Origin of the sequence: Microvirga sp. 17 mud 1-3 (assembly GCF_003151255.1) — a bacterium.
In the GTDB taxonomy this organism is placed as follows: Bacteria; Pseudomonadota; Alphaproteobacteria; order Rhizobiales; family Beijerinckiaceae; genus Microvirga.
In genome coordinates, this window is record NZ_CP029481.1 from 678094 (window position 1) to 698738 (window position 20645).

A 20645-nucleotide genomic window follows, 5' to 3' on the forward strand; every position below is an offset into this window, starting at 1 on the left:
CCCACGGGTGACCCGCCCTTCACACGTCGGATGGCCATGCGATGCCGACCCAGTCAATCCAGTCGAGCCTGCCCCTCGAAAGCGCCCCAAGGCGCTCGGGCTTCCCCATGCATATCGCCGTCTTTCTGGCGCCGGCGGTGATCGTCTATTCGGTTTTCTCCATCTATCCGCTCATCGACACGATCCGGCTCAGCTTCTATGCCGGCGATCAATCGGGTGTCCGCCATTTCGCCGGATGGGATAATTTCCGGACCCTCCTTGCTGATCCCGCTTGGTCGGGTCAGTTCTGGAACGCCCTACGCAACAATCTCATGTTCTTCGCGATTCATATGGTCGTTCAGAATGGGATTGGTTTAGGCCTTGCGATGCTGCTCAGCCTGCCGCGCCTGACCGGCGGCAGCATTTACCGGACACTCATCTTTCTGCCGACCATGCTCTCTGTGGTCATCATCGGCTTCATCTGGCAGCTGATTCTCAATCCTCTTTGGGGGATCGCGCCGAGCCTCCTGAAAACCGTGGGCCTGGGCAGCCTCTTCAGGCCATGGCTTGGGCAGGAATCGACCGCCCTTGTGACGGTTTCGCTCATATCCGTATGGCAGTTCGTCGGCATTCCGATGATGCTGATCTACGCTGCCCTCATCAACATTCCGGACGATCTTCTGGATGCCGCAACGGTCGACGGCGCCGGCCCATTCAGCGTGTTCTGGTTCGTTCGCCTTCCCCTGATCCTGCCGACGCTCGGGGTCGTTTCGATCCTGACCTTCGTGGCGAATTTCAACGCTTTCGATCTGATCTATGCCGTCAAGGGCGCGCTCGCCGGGCCGAACTTCTCGACCGACATTCTCGGTACTTTCTTCTATCGCACCTTCTTCGGCTACCAGCTCCAGGTGGGCAGCCCGACCATGGGCGCGACGGTCGCAACCGCCATGCTGGTCGTCATCCTGATCGGCGTGATGATCTATCTGTTTGGCGTGCAACGGCGGTTGCAGAGACATGCGTTCTGAGGGTGCCATGAACCGATCCATCCGGCCGGGCCGCATCGCCGTTCATCTGGCTCTTATGCTCTATACGGTCATCGCCATCGGGCCGATCCTTCTGATCGTGATCAACTCCTTCAAGACGCGGAGGGCCATCTTCGCCGACCCTCTCGGATTTCCGGACGCGCGAACCTTCACGACCATTGGCTTCGATCAGGTTTTCGCGAAGTCCGACTTCGGGCTTTACTTCTTTAACAGCATGACCGTGACGGTCCTGTCGCTGGTTCTGATCATCCTCATCGGCGCGATGGCCGCATGGGCACTGACCGAATACAGGTTCCCGGGCAACACGCTTCTCACCCTCTATCTGGCGATCGGCATCATGGTGCCGATCCGTCTGGGAAGCGTCAGTATCCTGCGCATGATGGTGGAGTTGAACCTGGTCAACACTCTGACGGCGCTCGTACTCGTCTATGTGGCGCAGGGCCTGCCCCTGGCGATCCTGATCTTGGGGGAGTTCATCCAACAGATTCCAAAGGATCTCCGTGATGCGGCACGTTGCGACGGCGTTAGCGAATATCGCATCTTCGCCAGCATCATCCTGCCTCTCATTCGGCCTGCAATCGCCACGGTCGCGGTCTTCACCATGGTGCCGATCTGGAACGACCTTTGGTTTCCTCTCATCCTCTCGCCGGGGGATGGCAAGCAGACGATCACACTCGGCGTTCAGCAATTCATCGGGCAATATGTGACCGACTGGAACGCCGTCCTGGCTTCGTTGACCCTGGCGATTGCGCCGATCCTGGTGCTCTACGTCTTCTTCTCCCGCTATCTCGTCCGAGGCCTTACGGCTGGGGCGGTCAAGTAGTATCCTTCCTGCGACAGGTTGCATTGCATGGCTGATGTTTCTCTCCATGGATTGGCGAAGTCCTTTGGACCGGTCGACATCCTGCATGACATCAACCTGACGGTGGAGGACGGAGAGTTCGTCGTCTTCGTTGGCCCTTCGGGCTGCGGCAAGTCCACCCTCCTGCGCATCATCGCAGGACTTGAAAGCGTGAGTGCCGGCGAGATCCGGATCGGAGGAAGGAGGGTCAACGAGTTGCCGCCCGCCGACCGGAAGATCGCCATGGTCTTCCAGTCCTATGCCCTTTACCCACACATGTCAGTGTATAAGAACATGGCGTTTGGGCTTAAGTTCGCGAAGACGAACAGGGCCGAGGTCGATCGCCGCGTGAGACAGGCGGCCGAGATCCTGCAACTCACTCCCTACCTGAATCGTAAGCCCCGTGAGCTTTCCGGCGGGCAGCGCCAGCGTGTCGCTATCGGGCGGGCCATCGTGCGCAATCCAAGTGTTTTCCTGTTCGACGAGCCGCTCTCAAATCTCGATGCTGCCCTGCGCATCAACACAAGGCTGGAGATCGCAAAGCTCCACCGGGAGCTTGGTGCGACGATGATCTACGTTACCCACGATCAGGTCGAGGCGATGACGTTGGCATCGAAGATCGTTGTCCTCAACCACGGTCGGGTCGAGCAGGTCGGTGCGCCGCTCGATCTTTATCATCGTCCCAACAACCTCTTCGTCGCCGGGTTCATCGGATCTCCCAGGATGAACTTCATCGAGGGTACAGTGCGCACCGTAACGGAGAGCCACGTGACGATCGGCTTTGCCGGCGCCGAGGCGGTGATCGAGGGAGCGGTGGCGAGACTTGCGCCAGGTGATCCGGTGACGGTCGGGATCAGGCCCGAGCACATGGCGGAGCAGGGAGCCGAGGTCATCTCGCTCACGGGTCGGATCGACGCTGTGGAGCGGCTAGGGGAGGCCAGCTATATCTATATGAAGCTGGCATCCGGTAACGATGTGGTTGCCCGCATTCCTGGTGATTTGGAGTTGAGCCCGGGAAACGAATTCACGGCCCGCTTCGCGTCGCGAGCGCTTCATGTCTTTGACGCCGAGGGCCGCTCGGTCCATGCCGCGAAGGCTCTTTGATGGGCCAGCCGAAAAGGCAGGTTTTAGAATCAGGTACTGCGGACCCAGTTGATCACGGGTTTCTCCCGCCACATGCAACGTTCCAACCGCAAGCCGATCAAATGCTGCATGCGTGCAAGGGATTGCTCGTCCTCTGCTTCGACGACGAGTGTCAGATAGCGGTTTGAAGCCCGCATGATGCAATGGCCGAAGTCGAACTCTGCCCGCCCCTTGGTGCCCGAATAGGTGGCGGGGGTGCTGGGAGCGAACTGCTTGCAGAGCTGCGCGAGGTAGAGATCGGGCACCTCGGTTCCGATACTGGCCTCTGATCTCAAGGCTGGCATCACAGTCACTCTCATTCTTAGAAATAGCGGAATCCTGGGGGCCAATCTCTCGAATGGCAGCTCCCAGGTGACTTAAAATGCCTCATCTTGAGATGAGATTTCAATCAGCATTTTTAGTAAAGCGCTCTAAAGTAAGGATATTTCCTGTTATATCGTAAGGACTTTCTCTGGGATCAGAAGGATGCGGCCGACCAGTTGCGCAAAAAGGCCGGAACCTCTGCGGCGGCCATAGGATGCGCGAAGAAGTTCCCTTGGGCCTGGTGGCAGCCTTTTCCCCGCAGGAAATGGGCTTGCTCTGCAGTCTCTACCCCCTCGGCGATCACGATCAAGCCGAGACTGATACCCAGTTCGATGACGGCAAAGACGATAGCGGCGTTGTCCGGATCCGCCTCGAGGCCTTTGACGAAACTCTGATCGATCTTGATTTCATCGACCGGAAATTGCTTGAGGTGGATGAGAGAAGCATAGCCCGTTCCGAAGTCGTCCAGGGCAATTCGGATATTGCTGTCGTGAAACTGTTTCAGAGCTTGCGACACATGGGCCGCGCTCCGTCCTAGAAAAACGGTTTCGGTGATCTCGACATCCAGGCGCTCCTTGGGGACGCCGGCCGTGTGCAGAATATCGAGAAAGCGCTTGGCAAGGCCGATCCAGTTAAACTGGGCCGATGACAGGTTGACAGCGACCCGTCCGCAATCGATCTCCTGGCTGAGCCAGCGGCGGATGTCCGACGCAACTTGACGGAGGATGCTCTCCCCTACGCCGATGGACAGTTCGGGGTCGTCGAAGGCGCTGGAGAAGGATGCTGGCGTCAGCAAACCATATTGCGGATGGCGCCATCGGGCCAAGGCTTCAAAGCCGACGACCTGCCCTGACGCCAGGTCGATCTTCGGCTGGTAGAAGGGGACGATCTGGCCCTTCTGCAACGCCTCCTCGATGCCGCGCGCAACCGCAGCCTTGTGCTCGATATGATGGCGCATGTCAGGGGAGTAGACGACAGCACAGTTCTTGCCGCGTGCCTTCGCTGCGTAGAGGGCGAGATCCGCATCCTTCATCAGTTCGGCCGGCTTGTCGTCATGGGCCGGGTAGCTGGCAATCCCGATGCTGGCGTGGCAGGATAGAACGCTGTCCCCAAATGGAACTGGTTGCCGAAGCTCCATTAGAACCTGCTCCGAGAGCGCACGGGCACGGGCAAGAGCGTCGACACCTGTCGCGACGAGGACGAACTCGTCCCCACCCAGCCGTGCAACGGTACCGGTATCCTGTGCCAGACCGCGCAGTCGTTGAGCCACGGTCCTCAGTAGCGTATCCCCGGCATCGTGCCCGAGCGTATCGTTAGTCAGCTTGAAGTTATCAAGGTCGATCAGGAGAAGGATCACCCCATCCCCGTTCCGCTCGGCTTCGGCGAGCGCCTGCTCGAATCTGCTCTGGAAAAGGGCGCGATTGGGCAGATCCGTCAATGCGTCGTGGCTCGCCGCCCGCCAGGACCGCTCTTCGGCTGCCTTACGTTCTGTGATGTCCACGACTGCGGACATGATGTGCGGAACGCCACCAATATCGAGAGCTTTTCCTGCCAGAAGGACTGTACGGAAGGAGCCGTCGGCAATGCGGATCGTTGCCTCGAAGTCATGAACGTAGCCATCTCTCTCCAATGCCTCGAGGAAGGCCTGTCGTTCGGCGGGATCGACATAGATCTCATCGACGGTCTGAATGCCCAGCGTACGCCAATGGGCGCCGAAGAAGCGCATTCCTGCCTCGTTCGCATCGATGATCGTTCCATCTGCTCGGACTACTGCCAAGGGAATGGGAACGGTCTTGAACATCGTCTCGAACATGGCTTTGCTCTCGGCAATTTCCCGGTTGGCTTGCCGGAGGGCATCGCTTGCAAACCATTCCGTTCGCTGCAGGCGGTTCGAACGAGCGAGAACCAGAATGAGAGCCGCGTTCAGCGTGATCATTGCCAGAATGAGGCCCGGTATCGTGAGACTGGAGCGCTCAGGAGAGAGATAGCCGACGAGCATCAGGGTGCTGCACGCCACCCCGGACACAACCGACCAGCGGAAGGCCGTTGGAACGGCGAGATAGTAGATGGACGGCAGCAGGAGGACTGCAAAGAGCGCGATTTCGCTATGGGAGCTGACAAGGAACGCAACAGCTATTCCGGTGATCGACTCCCAGACGATCAAGTGCTTCTGGATTTGATGAAAGCTTGTGGCTTCTCGGACCAGCCATAGGCAGACGACGGCGGTCAGAACTACGACCAGTCGGGCCGGGATCGCAACCAGGAGGTGCGGTGTACCGTAAAAGCGCCAATCGCTGACGAGGAATAAGGCGTTGAGGATTGCCGAGAACATGAGAAGCAGGCGGACATGCCGCAGCGTCTCAGGGAAACGGCTGGCCTGGAACGCAGCCTCACGGTCGGGAGCGGTGAACTCCCCGCCGATGGGGGTTAAAGACGGAGATTGAGATTCTGGCATCAGGTCACGCAATGGTCCGTCGTCCAGTTAATGTCAGCTCCAGTGCCCTCCGCAAGAGGAAACGTCAGGGATTGTGGCTAAGTCCAGGGGAAGCAAGACTTATTTGGATGAGAGCTAGCGGTGGGCGGCCATGTTGGCTGAAAATTGACGCTAATGGCTGAGCCCGTAGGCTCAGATGAGTCTTTCGAGATCTGAGAAATTACGCCTTCGGTGTGAGGGAAGCCACCTTTGTGGCCGGATCCTGCAAAACAGCCGCGGGGGAGCCCGAAAGAAGGACTTTCCCTTGAGCGACCAGGACCATTTGGTCTGCCATATCTCTCACGTCCACAGGTGTGTGAATGGACATGATGACGGTTACGTTCTGCCGGCGTCGAAGCTTGTCCACAAGAGCGATCATGGTGTGACGCAATTGAGGATCAAGGCTGCTGAAGGGTTCGTCGAGCAGAACCAGTGGCCGGCTGGACACGAGGGCGCGAGCCAGGGCAACACGCTGTCGCTGGCCACCGGACATCTCGCCAGGGCGGCGGTCCTCAAAGTCCTTTAGCCCCACGGCGTCCATCATCTCGGAGACTCGGCTGCGCTCCTCCGCGCTCAGCCTGAGGGACGGACGGATTCCAAGGGCCACGTTCTCTGCAGCAGACAGGTGGGGAAAGAGATTATGGTCCTGAAACACAATGGCGACGGGCCGTTCGGACGGAGCCAGTGGCAGGAGATCCCGGCCACGGAAGGTAAGCATCCCGCGTTGAGGAGTTTCGAAGCCCGCGATCATGTGAAGCAATGTCGTCTTGCCTCCACCCGAAGGGCCGATAACGGCGCAGAAAGTCCCTTCCTTCACGTGGAGTGAATAGTCAGCCGTGAAATCCGGCCATGACAGATGGCAATTCTCAATCGCGAGCATAGGACAACCGGCCGGAAAGGCGTGCGAGGAAAAAGGCCACGAGAACGATGATCAGGCCGATCGCGGAAGCTTCTTCAAAACGGTAGGCGCCCAATCTTTCGTAGAGAAGATAGGGCAAAGTCCGCAACTCGGCCCCTCCGAACAGCGCGATGATGCCAAAATCGCCGAAGGACAGGGCCATCGCGAGAGCGAACGCTGAGCCCAGCGGGCGCTGCAGGAGTGGCCAGTCTACGATCCTGAGCTTGGCAAGACCTTCCAGGCCGAGTGCAGAGGACAGGCGTCCATAGCGCTCCTCGGCCAGCATGAGGCGCGGCGCGACGGAACGGTAGACGAAGGGGAGGGACGCTAATCCGTTGATGAGCGGCAGGAGCGCCAGACCGGCGAGTGACGGATCCGCAAAGGGTCTGACAATCAGGTAGAGGCCGGCCGTCAGGGCAAAGGGCGGCATAGCCAGGAGAAGACTCGGGATAAGATCGAACAACGCTGCCGTGCGAGGCGAGCGGAGCACAATACGGCGATTTCTTGCGGCTGCGCCCAGAAACAGGGCCAGGCAGCAGGCCAATGTGGCGGCTGTCGCTGCGATCCCGAGGCTTGTAACAAGCGCCTGGAGGAGATCGAGTTCCGTTATCGCGCCTATGTGGCTGAAGCCCGTGAGAATACTCAGGACCAAAGGCCCGATGAAGAGGAGGCCGATGGAGAGTACGACGAAATCAAGTGCTCTCAGACGGCGATCTGCGGCGTCGGGACGAGGAATGGCACCGCGCAGGGTTGTGGCTACAGGCGGTCGTGCCAGGGTGCCGTGAAGAAGAAGGGTTATCGTGAGGCAGATGGCGATCTGCACAAGAGACAGAGAGGCCGCGCGAGCGAAATCCAGATCGACCTTCAGCGCCTCGTAGATCGCTACCTCCAGCGTTGCGCGGCCTGGACCGCCTCCAAGGGCCAGAACAATGGCAAAACTCTTGAAGCAAAGAAGAAAGACCAGGCTGGCGAGGCCGGAAATCTCCGCACGGAGAACGGGCCAATCCAGATGCCGAAAGATCTGGGAGGGGCCGAAACCGAGCGATGATGCGAGGCGCCATTGTTCGGCAGGCACCGTGCCGAGCGCGTCCAGCGCAATCTTGGCTACGAACGGTGCGTTCAGGAACACATGTGCGATGAGGATGCCAGGGTAGCCGAAGATGCTCAAGGGAGCATCGATCCCGAATCCAATGAGGAGCTGGGCCAGCCAGCCGCTGCGGCCATAGACCGTGAGAACCGCAAAGACGACGACGATGGTCGGCATAACCATCGTCGTGCCGAGCAGGGCCAGAAGGGGCTCACGGCCCAGGAAACGCCGGCGGGTCAGTGCGAGCGCCAGCGCGACGCCAAAACTGAGCGACAGGATTGTCGAGATCCCCGCCTGGATAAGGGAGAAGGCGAGGACACGAAGAAGATAGGGGCCGATCGCAAGAAGGTTCGATCCCTCCGAGCCTGTCTGCAGAAGCGCGAGGAAGCCGCCCGCAACCAGTGCCAAAATGGCAAGAGCCACGAGGCTGCCGGGATGAGGCGGCTTGAGGCGCATGGCTTCGATCTTACCGGGCGGTGGCGTTAAGCCAACTGTCCACGAAGGCACGGCGGTTCGCCTGGACTTCGGCCGGGGTGAAGAGGAGTGCCTTGCTCGGTTCGATGATATCCTTGAAGGCTTCCGGCAGGCCGGACTTCGGGGCTTTAGCCGGCATCATCCAGTTGCCCTCGGGCATAGCGGACTGGAATGCCTCGGAGAGGACGAAGTCCATGAATTTCCTGGCGAGCTCGGGATTCTTGGAGGTTCTCGTCATCCCGGCAAGCTCGATATGGAGATAGTGACCCTCTTCGAAGGACGCTGCCTTGTACTGATCCTTTTTTTCGATCACCACATGGTAGGCTGGCGATGTCGTATAAGACATCACCATGTCGGCCTCGCCCTTGAGGAACAATCCATAGGCTTCCGACCATCCTTTGGTGAAGGTAACGACGCGGGGCTTCAACTGTGCCCAAGCCGCATCGCTCCGATCCCCATAAACCTTCTGCATCCAGAGCAGGAAGCCGAGACCCGGTGCGCTGGTCCGTGGATCCTGAAGCACCACCTTCGGCCCGCTCGGATCTTCCACCAGCTCTTTCAGACTCTTGGGAGGCTGAGGAAGTTTAGTGGCGTCATAGACGAAGGCCAGATACCCCCAGTCGTAGGGGATGAAGGTGTCGTCCGTCCAAGCGACGGGCAGGGTGAGGCCTGCCACATCCACACCATGCGGTGCGAAGATGTTGAGAGCCTTCGCCTCCGCGGCCAGGTTCATATCAAGGCCGACAACCGCGTCTGCCTTCGTTCCTTCCCCCTCCAGCCTCAGACGGCCAACGAGGCTGCCCGCGTCCTCAGCAGTCACCCAAGTGAGTTCGCAGTTGCAAACGGCCTCAAAGCGCTCCTTCACGATCTTGCCGGGCCCATACTTCCCGGCAAACGAACTGTAGGTATAGACCGTCAGAACCGGCTTCATCTGGGCAGAGGCGATGCCGCCTGCAAAGCAGAGCGAGAAAAAGGCAAGGGCAAGTCGGTAAAACATCAGGAGCGCTCCCATGCGTGGAATCGGCCGGGTCCGCGGCGTAGCGTGCAGGGGGCGCAGGTCTTCCCGCGATGTTGCATGCTCATTCCCTCCGCCGGCATGACCCGGATCAGGTTCAACGGGTCGGCAGCTCCGCTGCCTCTCAGCCCTTCAGGGCTCCCCGTGAGACGACTTCGCTTCTAGAACAGTTCGCCCGATGGGACAAGCTGGCCCTAGGCGGCAGGCGTTGAGGCTCGAAGGGAGAGAAAGCGACGGGACGTTGCCGCTCAGGGCAATTTCTGTTTGGAATGGCAGTACAGAGCGACAGGAGAGCAGATGGCGGAGCGGATATCGACTTATGACGTCGCCGTAGTGGGTTTGGGCGCTATGGGAGCGGCAGCCCTCTATCAGCTCGCCAAGCGGGGTGCGAAGGTCGTTGGCATCGACAGGTTCGCCCCGCCGCACGACAGGGGCTCGACCCATGGAGAAACCCGGATCACGCGGCAGGCGATCGGGGAAGGTATAGCCTATGTGCCTCTGGCCCTGCGCTCCAACGAGATCTGGCGGGAGCTGGAGGAGGAAACCGGCGACAAGCTCCTCAGCCAAGTCGGTTGCCTGATCATCGGAGCGTTAAGGCCGCCCGTGAGTGGGCCGATCCGTACGAGTTTCCTGGCAACCACGAAGCAGGCCGCGGAGGATTATGGCATCGCTCACGAGATCCTCAGCTCTGACGATATCCGGGCCCGCTATCCCCAGTTTACGCCGCGCGAGGACGAAATCGGCTATTTTGAGCCGGGTGGCGGATATCTGAACCCGGAGCGCTGCGTTGCCACGCAAATCGCCAGGGCACAGGCTCTTGGGGCTGATCTGCAGCTTGATACATCCGTGCGCTCCCTCTCGCCCGAAGGAGGCGGGGTCAGGATCGAGACCGGAAACGAGGATATCCATGCCTCTCAGGTCATCGTCTCTGCCGGCCCTTGGGCGCCAGCGCTCCTCGGGGCGCCGTTCGACAAGCTGCTTACCCCGAGCCGCCAAGTCATGCATTGGTTTCCCGTGAATGGTGATTGGTTGCCTCGCTGGACAGAGAGCCCCGTTTTTATCTGGGCACCTGGGGGAGATCCGAAGGACTTCTTTTACGGCTTCCCCTCCCTGACCGGCTCTGGAACTCTGAAGACGGCGGGCGAGCAATACGATGAGGCGACGACCCCTGAAACAATTGACCGTGTCGTCGCCCCAACAGAGGCTCAGGCTATGTATGGCGGCCATTTGGCGGGCCGCCTCCAAGGTATTGGGCCGCAGGCAGTTCGGTCCATCACGTGTCTTTATACGGTCACACCAGACTCGCACTTCTTGATTGATCGACACCCGGACAGTCAACGGATTCTCGTGGCGTCGCCCTGTTCTGGTCACGGCTTCAAGCATTCGGCCGCAATCGGAGAAGCCTTGGCGGAGATCATCATCGAGGGGCGAAGCCGGATCGACCTGTCGCCGTTCGCTCTCTCACGGTTCCAATCGGCCTTGGGGGTGGGATGATATTGCCGAGCTCGCATCCGTAGATCACAACGGTAGCACGTTCGAGATGTAATAAGATTATCATCCTGGACGATCCCTCGGAAGGCCTTGCCCCAAAGATCGGAATGCTGCTTTGCTTCACCAGGAGAGCGGTTTAATGATGAGGCAGCCGCAACGATGTGTGAGACGCGAGAAGCACCTTAGGATCGGTTGATGGAAGAGCTGCCGATATATAATGGGCAAGCGATCTTTTATGTCTTCATCGGGTGCCTAGCGCTCGCCGCTGCATGGCTGGCCGGACGGGCGTCCGCTCAGCGGCCGCTGGCTGCATTCAATCAGGCTGTCGAGCGGTGGCGGAGGGGTGATCTCCAAACCCGGATCAAGGTCTTGGACCCGCACACGCCTGTCGGCCAATTGAGCCTCGCATTCAATGACATGGCGACGAAGCTCAGCCTCCGCGAGGCTGAGCGTGAAACTGTCCTGCGCGTGCTGCACGAAGGGGAAGAGCGCCTTCAGATCGCACAGGATGTGGCAGGTCTCGGCATCTGGGATTGGAACCACCTGACTGGCGAGATCTCGTGGTCTGTCCAGATGTATCGGCTGGTAGGGCTCGACCCGGACACGACGGATGCCAACCTGTCTCTTGTGTGGCAACAACTCATCCATCCCGAGGATCGGTTATGGATGGAACAGGAGGTGCGACGTTTTTCACGCACCCTCGACCCGCTGACAGCGGAATACCGCATCCTTCGCGAGGATGGGTCTGTCCGGTGGCTCCTCATGCGCGGACAGTCGCTTCCCGATGCGGACGGAAAGCCCGTTCGGACGGTGATCGTCAATCTTGATATTACGTCCAGCAAGGATAGCGAGGTGCGTGAGCGCTTCCTCCTGTCCCTGAGCGACAAGATTCGCGATCTGGACCGTCCGGACGAGATTCTCATGACCGTGGCTGAGGTTTTAGGGCATCACCTCGGCGTCACACGTGTCGGCTATGGGGATGTGGACAATGCCACGATGGTCCTATCCACGCTCGTCGACTGGCATACCGATGAGGCGCCGGACGTTTTTGGACGGCACCCGTTGAAGCCCATGGGGCCGTCCTTCTGTTCCGACTTGAAATCCGGCCGGACAGTCGTGTTCGACGATGCGCTTTCGGACCCACGCGCCGAGGGGCATTATGCAGCCTATGCCGCCCTCGACTGCATTGCGTCCATTTCCGTGCCACTCGTCAAGGAGGGGCAGCTTAGAGCGGCTCTCTACATTCACAGCGAAACGCCACGGCGCTGGTCCCAGGCAGAGATCGATCTGTGCCGGGATGTAGCCGAGCGTACATGGGCGGCGGTTGAGCGAGCCAAATCCGATGCCCGCCGCCGGCTGCTGATCAATGAACTCAATCACCGTGTGAAGAACACGCTGGCGACCGTTCAGTCGATTGCCGCACAGAGCTTCAAGGTCGGAGAGCCAAAGACCGCACGGGACGTCTTCGAGGCGCGCCTTTTCGCTCTTTCCAAAACCCATGACGTGCTCACCCGGGAGAACTGGGAACGGGTCGATCTGCGCGATATCGCTGAGGAGGCAGTTGCGCCTTACCGGCGAGATCAGGTGGAGCGGTTCGCCATCGAAGGGCCAGCGCTGCATGTCCCGCCGAGAATTGCGCTTCCCCTCGCCATGGCCCTGCACGAACTGTCCACAAACGCAGTGAAGTACGGAGCGCTTTCAGTTGATAGCGGTCGGGTGATCATTCATTGGGATCTCGTCGACGGCTGGGACGAGAAGGGCCTGATCCTTCATTGGGAGGAGCAGGGTGGACCCTTGGTCAAGACGCCCACTCGGAAAGGTTTCGGATCAAGGCTGATCGAGCGCAGCTTGTCCCGGGAGCTTTCAGGAAGAGTCACCTTGGATTATCGTCCGACTGGCCTGTTCTGCGCGATCAGCCTCCCACTTCCAGCCGCGCAGGCCACTCTGAGTCCCTCCGTGCACTTTGCCTGATTGGTCAGGCTCTTCTGGTTGAGCAGCGCCAGCAGGAGCTGAACGGAAGCCGTGGCGGAACAGCAATGCTCGGTTCTCGTTTGATAAGGGTATCGAGAATGTTCCATGGCAACCCTTCTGCACGGCCCCCTCACCGAACGGTCGGTCCATCTCTGCATTGACATGCAGCGCCTGTTTGCACCCGAAGGCCCTTGGCCTACCCTCTGGATGGAGCGGGTATTACCCACGGTGGCTCGCATCGCCGAGCGCTTTCCCGAGAGGACGGTCTTCACCCGCTTTATCACTCCCCAGCGCCCCGAAGACATGCCCGGTACCTGGCGAACCTATTATGAGCGCTGGCGCGAGACGACCCGGGAGCACCTCGATCCGCGCTTACTGGAGCTGATGCCGCCCCTCGCAGGCCTCGCACCTCCCGCCACCGTCATCGACAAGCCGGTCTATTCGGCCTTTGCAGGACACAAGCTCGCGGATCTCCTCAAAGAGCGGCAAGCCGACACACTGGTCGTGACGGGTTCGGAGACGGATGTCTGTGTCCTGGCGACCGTGCTGGGCGCCGTTGATCACGGCTACCGTGTCGTGATTGTCGCGGACGGACTCTGCAGCTCGTCCGACGAGGGGCATGACAGCCTGCTCTCGCTCTACAGCAAGCGGTTCAGCCAGCAGATCGAAACTGTCGACAGTGAGACGGTTCTCTCAGCGTGGACCTGACGCTGCCGAAATTCTAGCGACGCGTTTTCCCACCGCTGCCGGAAAGGCCCGCACGGCGCAGAGCTTCCGCCATTGCGCCCGATGCGCCTGCCTCGCCTCTGTCCGATTGTTTGCCGGCAGTGTGGGACGAGCGACCCTTTGAAGAAGGTGAGCCCATAGGCCCTCGTGAAGCCTGCTCTTTGCTGACGGGATCACTCATGCGCATCGTCAGGGAGATGCGTTTGCGGGCCTGGTCCACCTCGAGAACCTTGACCCGGACGATGTCGCCCGGCTTCACGACGCTGCGGGGATCTTTCACGAACGAGTCCGAAAGGGCCGAGATGTGAACGAGACCGTCCTGGTGTACGCCGATATCCACGAAGGCGCCAAAGGCCGCGACATTCGTGACGACGCCTTCGAGCATCATCCCGGGTTTCAAATCGCCGATGGATTCTACGCCGTCGAGGAAGGTCGCTGTCTTGAATTCAGGGCGAGGATCCCGGCCCGGCTTTTCCAGTTCGCCGAGGATATCCTTCACGGTCGGAACGCCGAACTTCTCGTCGGTGAAACTGCTGGGCTTGAGACCCTTGAGGAGCGACCCGTTGCCGATCAGGATCTTGATGTCACTCTTGGTCGCTTCAAGGATGCGCCTCACGACTGGATAGGCTTCAGGATGCACGCCCGAGGCGTCGAGAGGGTCGTCTCCACTTGGAATGCGCAGGAAGCCTGCGGCCAGTTCGAACGTTTTCGGCCCGAGGCCCATCACGTCATTCAGGGCCTTGCGCGTGCGGAATGGGCCGTTGGCGTTCCGATGCGCCACGATGTTCTGCGCAACCCATTCGCCGAGCCCCGAGACGCGTGAGAGAAGCGGAGCTGAGGCCGTATTGAGGTCGACCCCAACGGCATTGACGCAGTCCTCGACGACGGCATCAAGAGAGCGCGACAGTTTGTGCTCGGCCAGATCATGCTGGTACTGGCCGACGCCGATGGACTTTGGGTCGATCTTGACGAGTTCTGCCAGCGGGTCCTGCAGGCGCCGGGCGATTGATACGGCCCCGCGCAGAGAAACGTCAAGATTGGGAAGCTCCTGACTGGCATAGGCGGATGCCGAATAAACAGAAGCACCAGCCTCGGAAACCATGATCTTCGTCAGCTTAAGGTCGGGGTGCTTTCCAACCAGTTCTCCGGCGAGCTTGTCTGTCTCGCGGGAAGCGGTCCCGTTGCCGATTGCGATGAGCTCCACCTTGTGAAGACGGCAAAGGCGGGCCAGAACCGCAATCGACTCATCCCATTGGCGCTTGGGCTCATGGGGATAAATGGTGTCGGTTGCGACCACTTTTCCGGTCGCATCCACGACCGCGACTTTCACACCCGTACGATAGCCCGGATCGAGGCCAAGGGTCGGCCGTGCTCCTGCTGGCGCCGCGAGCAGGAGATCGCGCAGGTTTCCGGCAAAGATCTTCACGGCCTCATCCTCGGCGATCTGCCAGAGGCGCATCTTCATGTCGAGCTCGATGGAGAAGCGCAGTTTCGTCCGCCAGGCCCACCGCACGGTCTCGAGCAACCAGCGATCCCCCAAACGCCCCTTATCGGCAATGCCGAAAACCAGGGCCGTGCGGCCTTCATAAGAACTTACATAGCCGGGCTCAGCTGCGTCCTTACTTTCCTCCATGCGCAGGTCGAGGATCTCCTCCTTCTCGCCGCGGAAAAGGGCAAGAATCCGGTGCGAGGGAAGCTTGGTCAGCGGCTCTGAAAAGTCGAAGTAATCGGCGAATTTCGCTCCGTCCTTCTCCTTGCCGTCACGCACCTTTGAAGTCAGGCGGCCCTGCTGCCAGTAATTTTCCCGCAAGGCGCCCACAAGTTCGGCATTCTCCGAAAATCGCTCGACCAGGATTGCGCGGGCGCCCTCCAGGGCAGCCTCGGGCGTCACGACGTCCTTGCCGGGATCGACGAAGGCCGCAGCTGCTTCCTTCGGATCGCGCTCAGGATGGGCAAGCAACCGGTCGGCCAGGGGCTCAAGGCCCGCTTCCCTGGCAATCTGCGCCTTGGTACGGCGCTTTGGCTTGAAGGGAAGATAAAGATCCTCGAGCCGGGCCTTCGTATCGGCGCCATTAATCTGTGCCGCGAGTTCCTCTGTGAGCTTTCCCTGTTCCCGGATGCTGTCCAAAATGGTCTTACGCCGGTCCTCAAGGTCCCTCAGGTAGCGCAGGCGCTCCTCCAAGGTGCGCAACTGAGCGTCGTCCAGCGTTCCCGTTGCCTCCTTACGGTAGCGGGCAATGAAGGGAACCGTCGCTCCACCATCAAGGAGCGTAATGGCGGCCTGGACCTGCCATTCCTGGACGCTCAGTTCGCTCGCGATACGCTGGCCGATGGTTTGCATGAGTCGCTTCCTTGAGAACAAGGCGCGGCTTCTACGGGCCATCCCTTGCCCGGTCAACGGGCAGCCCCTCGGGCCATGGCCCTATGCCGCAACGGAAAGAAGCCCGTTCAGGAGAAATCCCCCTTGGCCTCTGAAGGCTTGAGCGATAGACCGTCCGGCCCATTTGCCACAAGGTCGCGCCCGCCATGCCCCCAGCTTCTCAAGATCTGTCCATCGGCATCGACTTCGGCACGAGCAACACAGTGGTGGCCATTGCCGATCCGGCCGGCGGAGTCGAAGCGCTGACATTCGACCATCGAGGGGAAAGACTGAAAGTCTACACCACTGCCCTTTGCTTCTGGGATGAGCGGCACGGAAACGGCCTGAGAACCCGCGTCGAGGGTGGGCCTTGGGCCATCGAGCGGTTTCTCGAAGGGCTCTCTGCCCACCGCTTCATTCAGTCCTTCAAGACCTTTGCGGCGAGCGCTTCCTTTCAGGAAACCAGGATTTTCAGGGAGCGCTTCCGCTTTGAGGACCTCCTGAGCACTTTCCTTCGGACGCTCCTGCGCCACGGTGGCGAGCGGTTCGATCTTTCGGCGCGGAATGTAGTCATCGGGCGACCTGTCGAGTTCGCGGGGCATCGTCCGGATGATGTTCTCGCGATGCGTCGTTATGGAGCGGCCTTTGGCAATCTGGGAGCGAGCCACGCCCGTTATGTTTATGAGCCGGTCGGCGCCGCCTTTTTCTACGCCCGGGAGCTTGATCGCGACGCGACCGTTCTGGTCGCAGATTTCGGGGGTGGCACCAGCGACTTCTCCGTCATGCGCTTTTCAAGGTCCGGTGGCGTATTAAGAGCTGATCCCTTGAGCCATGCGGGGATCGGGGTGGCCGGGGACGCATTCGATTATCGGATCGTCGACCAGATCGTTTCGCCCCGCCTCGGGAAGGGAGGAAGCTACAGGTCGATGGGAAAGGTTCTCTCTATTCCCAATCACTATTATGCCAATTTTGCTCGCTGGAACCAGCTCGCCCTCATGAAGGGCAGCGGTGACCTTAAGGAACTGCGGGAGTTGGCTCGTTCTGCGCTCGATCCGGAGCCGCTGGAGCGGTTCGTCGACATTGTCGAGTACGATCTGGGCTTCGACCTGTATCAAGCAGTCTCTGCGACCAAGGTGGCTCTGTCCTCAAAGGAAGAAACCGAATTCCATTTCAAGGCCGAAGGTGTCGATATTCGCGCTCCCGTCACCCGAGCTCAGTTCGAGAGCTGGATTGCAGAGGATGTCGACCGCATCGCCGAGACCGTGGACCGGGCTCTCCAATCGGCGCGTGTCAGGCCCGAAGAGATTGATCGGGTGTTCCTGACGGGCGGCACCTCCTTCGTGCCGGCAATCCGCCGATTGTTCCTGGAGCGGTTTGGTGAGAGCCGGCTCACCTCGGCGGACCAATTCGAGTCCATTGCTTATGGTCTTGCCCTGATCGGCCGTGCAGAGGATCCGGATCGGTGGGCCGTGAAGGGGGACGGCCGAGAAAAGGTACCGATGCCCTTGCCGTGAGACGCTTAGCGGGCTTTATTTGCACTGCAGCAAAACTGAGCCCAAAGCGAGGCCCTGGCCATGTCTCAATCCGCTCCTGACATGACCCCCGATAAGGATCTGCCGCTCCGTGAGGATATCCGCCTCCTGGGGCGTCTCCTGGGGGATACCATCCGTGAACAGGAGGGTGAGGCGGTGTTCGATGTGGTCGAACACATCCGGCAAACCTCGATCCGCTTCCATCGGGATGAAGATGCAGCCGCCCGGCAAGAGCTTGAGACGATCCTGAACAGTCTGTCCCATGGTCGGACGAACCAGATCATCAGGGCCTACAGTTACTTCTCCCATCTCGCCAATCTCGCGGAGGACCAGCACCATGTGCGTCGATCCCGGGCCCATGCCATGGCTGAATCCGCGCCCCGAGAGGGAACGATCGCCAGGGCGCTGGAGCTCGTCCGAGAGGCCGGAATTTCCTCGGAGGAACTGCAACGCTTCTTCGCCTCCGCCCTGGTCTGCCCCGTCCTCACGGCCCATCCTACCGAGGTGAGGCGCAAGAGTACCATCGACCGTGAAATGGAGGTGTCACAGATCCTGGCACAGCGCGACCGCCAGCACCTGACCCCGGAGGAGACCGTCGCGTGTGAGGAGGCCATGCGCCGCGCTATTCTGACCCTTTGGCAGACCAGCATTTTACGCCGGACCAGGCTCAAGGTCATCGACGAGGTGGCTAACGGTCTCTCTTACTACGACTATACCTTCTTCCAGGAATTGCCCCGCTTCTACGCTCATCTGGAAGATCTGCTCGCCGGGATGGACTCTGCCTGGTCGAAGATCGAGCTACCGTCCTTCCTGCGCATGGGAAGCTGGATAGGAGGGGACCGGGACGGGAACCCCTTCGTTACGGCAGATGTCCTGCGTCAGGCCCTGCTTCTCCAGAGCAAGCAGGCAATTGGCTTTTACCTGGAGGAGATTCATCTGCTTGGGAGCGAGCTGTCCTTGGATGGCCGCTATGTGAATGTCTCCGACCAGCTGCAGAAGCTCGTTGAGATGTCGCCGGACCATTCTCCTCACCGGCAGGACGAGCCGTATCGCCGGGCGATCTCCGGCATTTATGCACGGCTCGCAGCGACCGCAAAGGCATTGGGATTTGGCGAGGTTGTCTATCACCCCGTCGCGGAGGTTCCTGCCTATGCCAACGCGGAAGAACTTGCAGGTGATCTTTCGATTCTTCATCGCTCTCTCACGTCTCATGGATCGGATGCACTCGCCCGTGGACGATTGCGCACGCTTCGCCGTGCCGTGGATGTGTTCGGTTTCCATCTCGCCAGCCTCGACCTGAGGCAGAATGCCGATGTTCATGAACGCGTCGTTGCGGAGCTTTTCGAGCAGGCCAACCCCGGGACCGCCTATATGCAGTTGTCGGAGGCGGACCGTGTAGAACTCCTTCTCAGGGAGCTTCGCACGTCGCGACCGCTAACGTCCCCCTATTTGGCTTATTCTCCGGACACTATGTCGGAGCTTGCCATTGTCCGAGAGGCTGCCAAGGCTCATGGCCTCTATGGACGCATATCGGTCCCTAATTACGTCATCTCGAAGGCTAGCGACCCCTCGGATGTCCTTGAAGTCGCACTGCTCCTCAAGGAGGCAGGTCTCCTCAGGAGTCGGGATGGCGAGATGAGCATCAACATCGTTCCGCTCTTCGAAACGATCGAAGACCTACGCCAATGCGGAAAAGTGATGGATGCTTTGTTCTCCATGCCGGATTACATGCGCTTCCTGCGCAGCCGGGGCCAAATACAGGAAGTGATGCTGGGTTACTCCGACAGCAACAAGGATGGCGGTTTCCTCACCTCCGGATGGGAGCTCTATAAGGCGGAGATCACGCTCGTCGAGATTTTCGCGCGCCATGGCGTGGCCCTGCGTCTCTTCCACGGACGTGGAGGTTCCGTCGGACGTGGTGGCGGTCCAAGCTATCAGGCCATTCTTGCGCAGCCAGGCGGTGCTGTTCAGGGGGCGATCCGCATCACGGAGCAGGGGGAGGTGATTGCGGGCAAGTACTCCAATCCCGACCTCGGACGGCGCAATCTCGAGATTCTTGCATCTGCGACTTTGGAGGCAAGCCTCCTGCATTCCGGCACCCCCGCTCCGCGCGACGAGTATCTGAAGGCAATGGAGGAGCTCTCCGCCAGCGCCTACCAAGCGTACCGCAACCTGGTTTACGAGACAGAGGGCTTCGAGCGCTATTTTTGGGAATCGACGGTCATCGGTGAGATCGCCAATCTGAATATCGGAAGCCGTCCTGCCTCGCGGACGAATTCACGTCGTATCGAGGATCTGCGAGCTATCCCGTGGGTGTTCGGCTGGGCGCAATGCCGCCTGATGCTTCCAGGGTGGTATGGATTTGGCTCGGCGGTCAATGCCTGGCTCAAGAACCATCCCGATACAGGCCTTTCGCTCTTGCAGGAGATGCACCGCAAATGGCCATTTTTCGAAACTCTTCTCTCGAACATGGACATGGTCCTTGCCAAGAGCAACATCGCGATCGCTTCACGCTATGCCAAGCTCGTTGAGGACGAGGAACTGAGGAAGGCGATCTTCCCCAGACTCCGGCAGGAATGGGAAGATTCTATTGGACAGCTCCTCGCCATCACGGGTCAGAATGGTCTGCTGGACCGAAATCCTCTGCTGGCTCGTTCAATCAGAAACCGCTTTCCCTATCTCGATCCGCTGAACCATCTCCAAGTCGAACTCCTGAAACGCCATCGTGCAGGAGATGCAGATGAGCGTGTTGTCCAGGGGATCCACCTCTCTATCAACGGCGTGGCGGCCGGCCTGCGCAACAGCGGCTGACCGCATCCGTCAAAGCAAATCAGGACGCTGCGTCTTATCAGGGCGGCTTGATCCGCTGGATGGGAAGAGATTGACGATTTGTTCGAGGAGCCTCAGCCCTTAGCCTTGCGACTGCTCTTCGAGAAAGAAACACCGCGGTCTTCCGTCTCAGTCAGTTCGGAGAGACGGACTGTCAAGTCCCGAAGCTGATCCGCCGTCAGAACAAGTTTCGTGCGGCGTCCAGCGAAATCCTCGAAAGCGAGCTCATACTCATCATGAACCGCCGACACATCGAACCTAAATAACCGGCGCGTTCGTACAGGACCAGCCACGGCCAAGCTCTCCAATAGGACGGTAAGCCTTTCGTTTAAGAAGCCGCCATTGGGTTTTCAACCCTGTGCAGGCCGGAAAAAGGTCCTGATTTTCAGTGTGCGCAAATATGATGCTGGAAAACCAGCACGATTATCATTTGCTTGTAAAATAATATAACAAATCGAAAAATCTCAGCCGCGACATGCGG

Annotated in this window: 14 protein-coding genes, 1 pseudogene and 1 riboswitch; of the genes and pseudogenes, 9 read left to right on the forward strand and 6 right to left on the reverse strand. The window is 59.7% G+C overall.

Annotated elements, in window-relative coordinates:
• Positions 1-107: 107 nt before the first annotated feature.
• Genes C4E04_RS03110 through C4E04_RS03120 form a run of 3 tightly spaced genes read left to right on the forward strand, consistent with a single transcriptional unit; the run spans position 108 to position 2967 of the window.
• Entirely contained in the window at positions 108-1004 is an 897-nt protein-coding gene (locus C4E04_RS03110) for a carbohydrate ABC transporter permease (RefSeq protein WP_210204622.1), read from the forward strand.
• Between the two features lie 7 nt (positions 1005-1011).
• Positions 1012-1845: a carbohydrate ABC transporter permease gene (locus C4E04_RS03115; RefSeq protein ID WP_109594867.1), complete on the forward strand. Its 834-nt coding sequence runs from the start codon at positions 1012-1014 to the stop codon at positions 1843-1845.
• 27 nt (positions 1846-1872) lie between these two features.
• Entirely contained in the window at positions 1873-2967 is a 1095-nt protein-coding gene (locus C4E04_RS03120) for an ABC transporter ATP-binding protein (RefSeq protein ID WP_109594869.1), read from the forward strand.
• 29 nt (positions 2968-2996) lie between these two features.
• Here the strand turns inward: C4E04_RS03120 and C4E04_RS03125 are convergent, their stop codons facing one another.
• From C4E04_RS03125 to thiB, 5 genes are all read right to left on the reverse strand, one after another.
• Positions 2997-3251, reverse strand: coding sequence for a DUF2218 domain-containing protein (locus C4E04_RS03125; RefSeq protein WP_162559253.1), 255 nt, complete (start codon positions 3249-3251; stop codon positions 2997-2999).
• Positions 3252-3463: 212 nt separating this feature from the next.
• Entirely contained in the window at positions 3464-5776 is a 2313-nt protein-coding gene (locus tag C4E04_RS03130) for a bifunctional diguanylate cyclase/phosphodiesterase (RefSeq protein WP_109594873.1), read from the reverse strand.
• Positions 5777-5963: 187 nt separating this feature from the next.
• Complete coding sequence (locus tag C4E04_RS03135; RefSeq protein WP_109594875.1) at positions 5964-6662, reverse strand: ATP-binding cassette domain-containing protein; 699 nt, start codon at positions 6660-6662, stop codon at positions 5964-5966.
• A complete protein-coding gene (locus tag C4E04_RS03140; protein WP_109594877.1) occupies positions 6649-8223 on the reverse strand; it encodes an ABC transporter permease subunit in 1575 nt (524 codons plus the stop codon). The genes C4E04_RS03135 and C4E04_RS03140 overlap by 14 nt, the downstream gene beginning before the upstream one ends.
• Before the next feature lie 10 nt (positions 8224-8233).
• Positions 8234-9238, reverse strand: coding sequence for a thiamine ABC transporter substrate binding subunit (gene thiB, locus C4E04_RS03145; protein ID WP_109594879.1), 1005 nt, complete (start codon positions 9236-9238; stop codon positions 8234-8236).
• Positions 9239-9306: 68 nt separating this feature from the next.
• Positions 9307-9411: riboswitch (TPP riboswitch) on the reverse strand.
• A 142-nt stretch (positions 9412-9553) separates the two neighbouring features.
• On the opposite strand from thiB, the gene solA reads away from it, so the two are divergent.
• The 4 genes and pseudogenes from solA (at position 9554) to C4E04_RS03160 (ending at position 13426) form a co-directional block, all read left to right on the forward strand.
• The gene (gene solA / locus C4E04_RS03150; protein ID WP_109594881.1) at positions 9554-10750 is read left to right on the forward strand and encodes an N-methyl-L-tryptophan oxidase; all 1197 of its coding nucleotides are present in this window, start codon (positions 9554-9556) and stop codon (positions 10748-10750) included.
• A gap of 192 nt (positions 10751-10942) precedes the next feature.
• A pseudogene (locus C4E04_RS21700) lies at positions 10943-11119 on the forward strand (hypothetical protein); the annotation flags it as partial.
• Between the two features lie 45 nt (positions 11120-11164).
• Positions 11165-12718, forward strand: a complete 1554-nt coding sequence (locus tag C4E04_RS03155; protein WP_245416217.1) for a sensor histidine kinase — start codon at positions 11165-11167, stop codon at positions 12716-12718.
• Positions 12719-12823: 105 nt separating this feature from the next.
• Positions 12824-13426, forward strand: a complete 603-nt coding sequence (locus C4E04_RS03160) for a cysteine hydrolase family protein (protein ID WP_109594885.1) — start codon at positions 12824-12826, stop codon at positions 13424-13426.
• Positions 13427-13439: 13 nt separating this feature from the next.
• Here C4E04_RS03160 and C4E04_RS03165 read toward each other — a convergent pair whose 3' ends face one another.
• A complete protein-coding gene (locus C4E04_RS03165) occupies positions 13440-15785 on the reverse strand; it encodes a Tex family protein (protein ID WP_109594887.1) in 2346 nt (781 codons plus the stop codon).
• Positions 15786-15970: 185 nt separating this feature from the next.
• Here C4E04_RS03165 and C4E04_RS03170 point away from each other — a divergent pair, with 185 nt between their 5' ends.
• Positions 15971-17317 (forward strand): Hsp70 family protein, encoded by a 1347-nt coding sequence (locus C4E04_RS03170; protein ID WP_109594890.1) that lies wholly within the window; start codon positions 15971-15973, stop codon positions 17315-17317.
• Positions 17318-17377: 60 nt separating this feature from the next.
• Positions 17378-20146 carry a phosphoenolpyruvate carboxylase gene (gene ppc / locus C4E04_RS03175; protein ID WP_210204597.1) on the forward strand — a complete coding sequence of 923 codons (2769 nt, stop codon included), beginning with the start codon at positions 17378-17380 and terminating at the stop codon, positions 20144-20146.
• Positions 20147-20645: the final 499 nt, after the last annotated feature.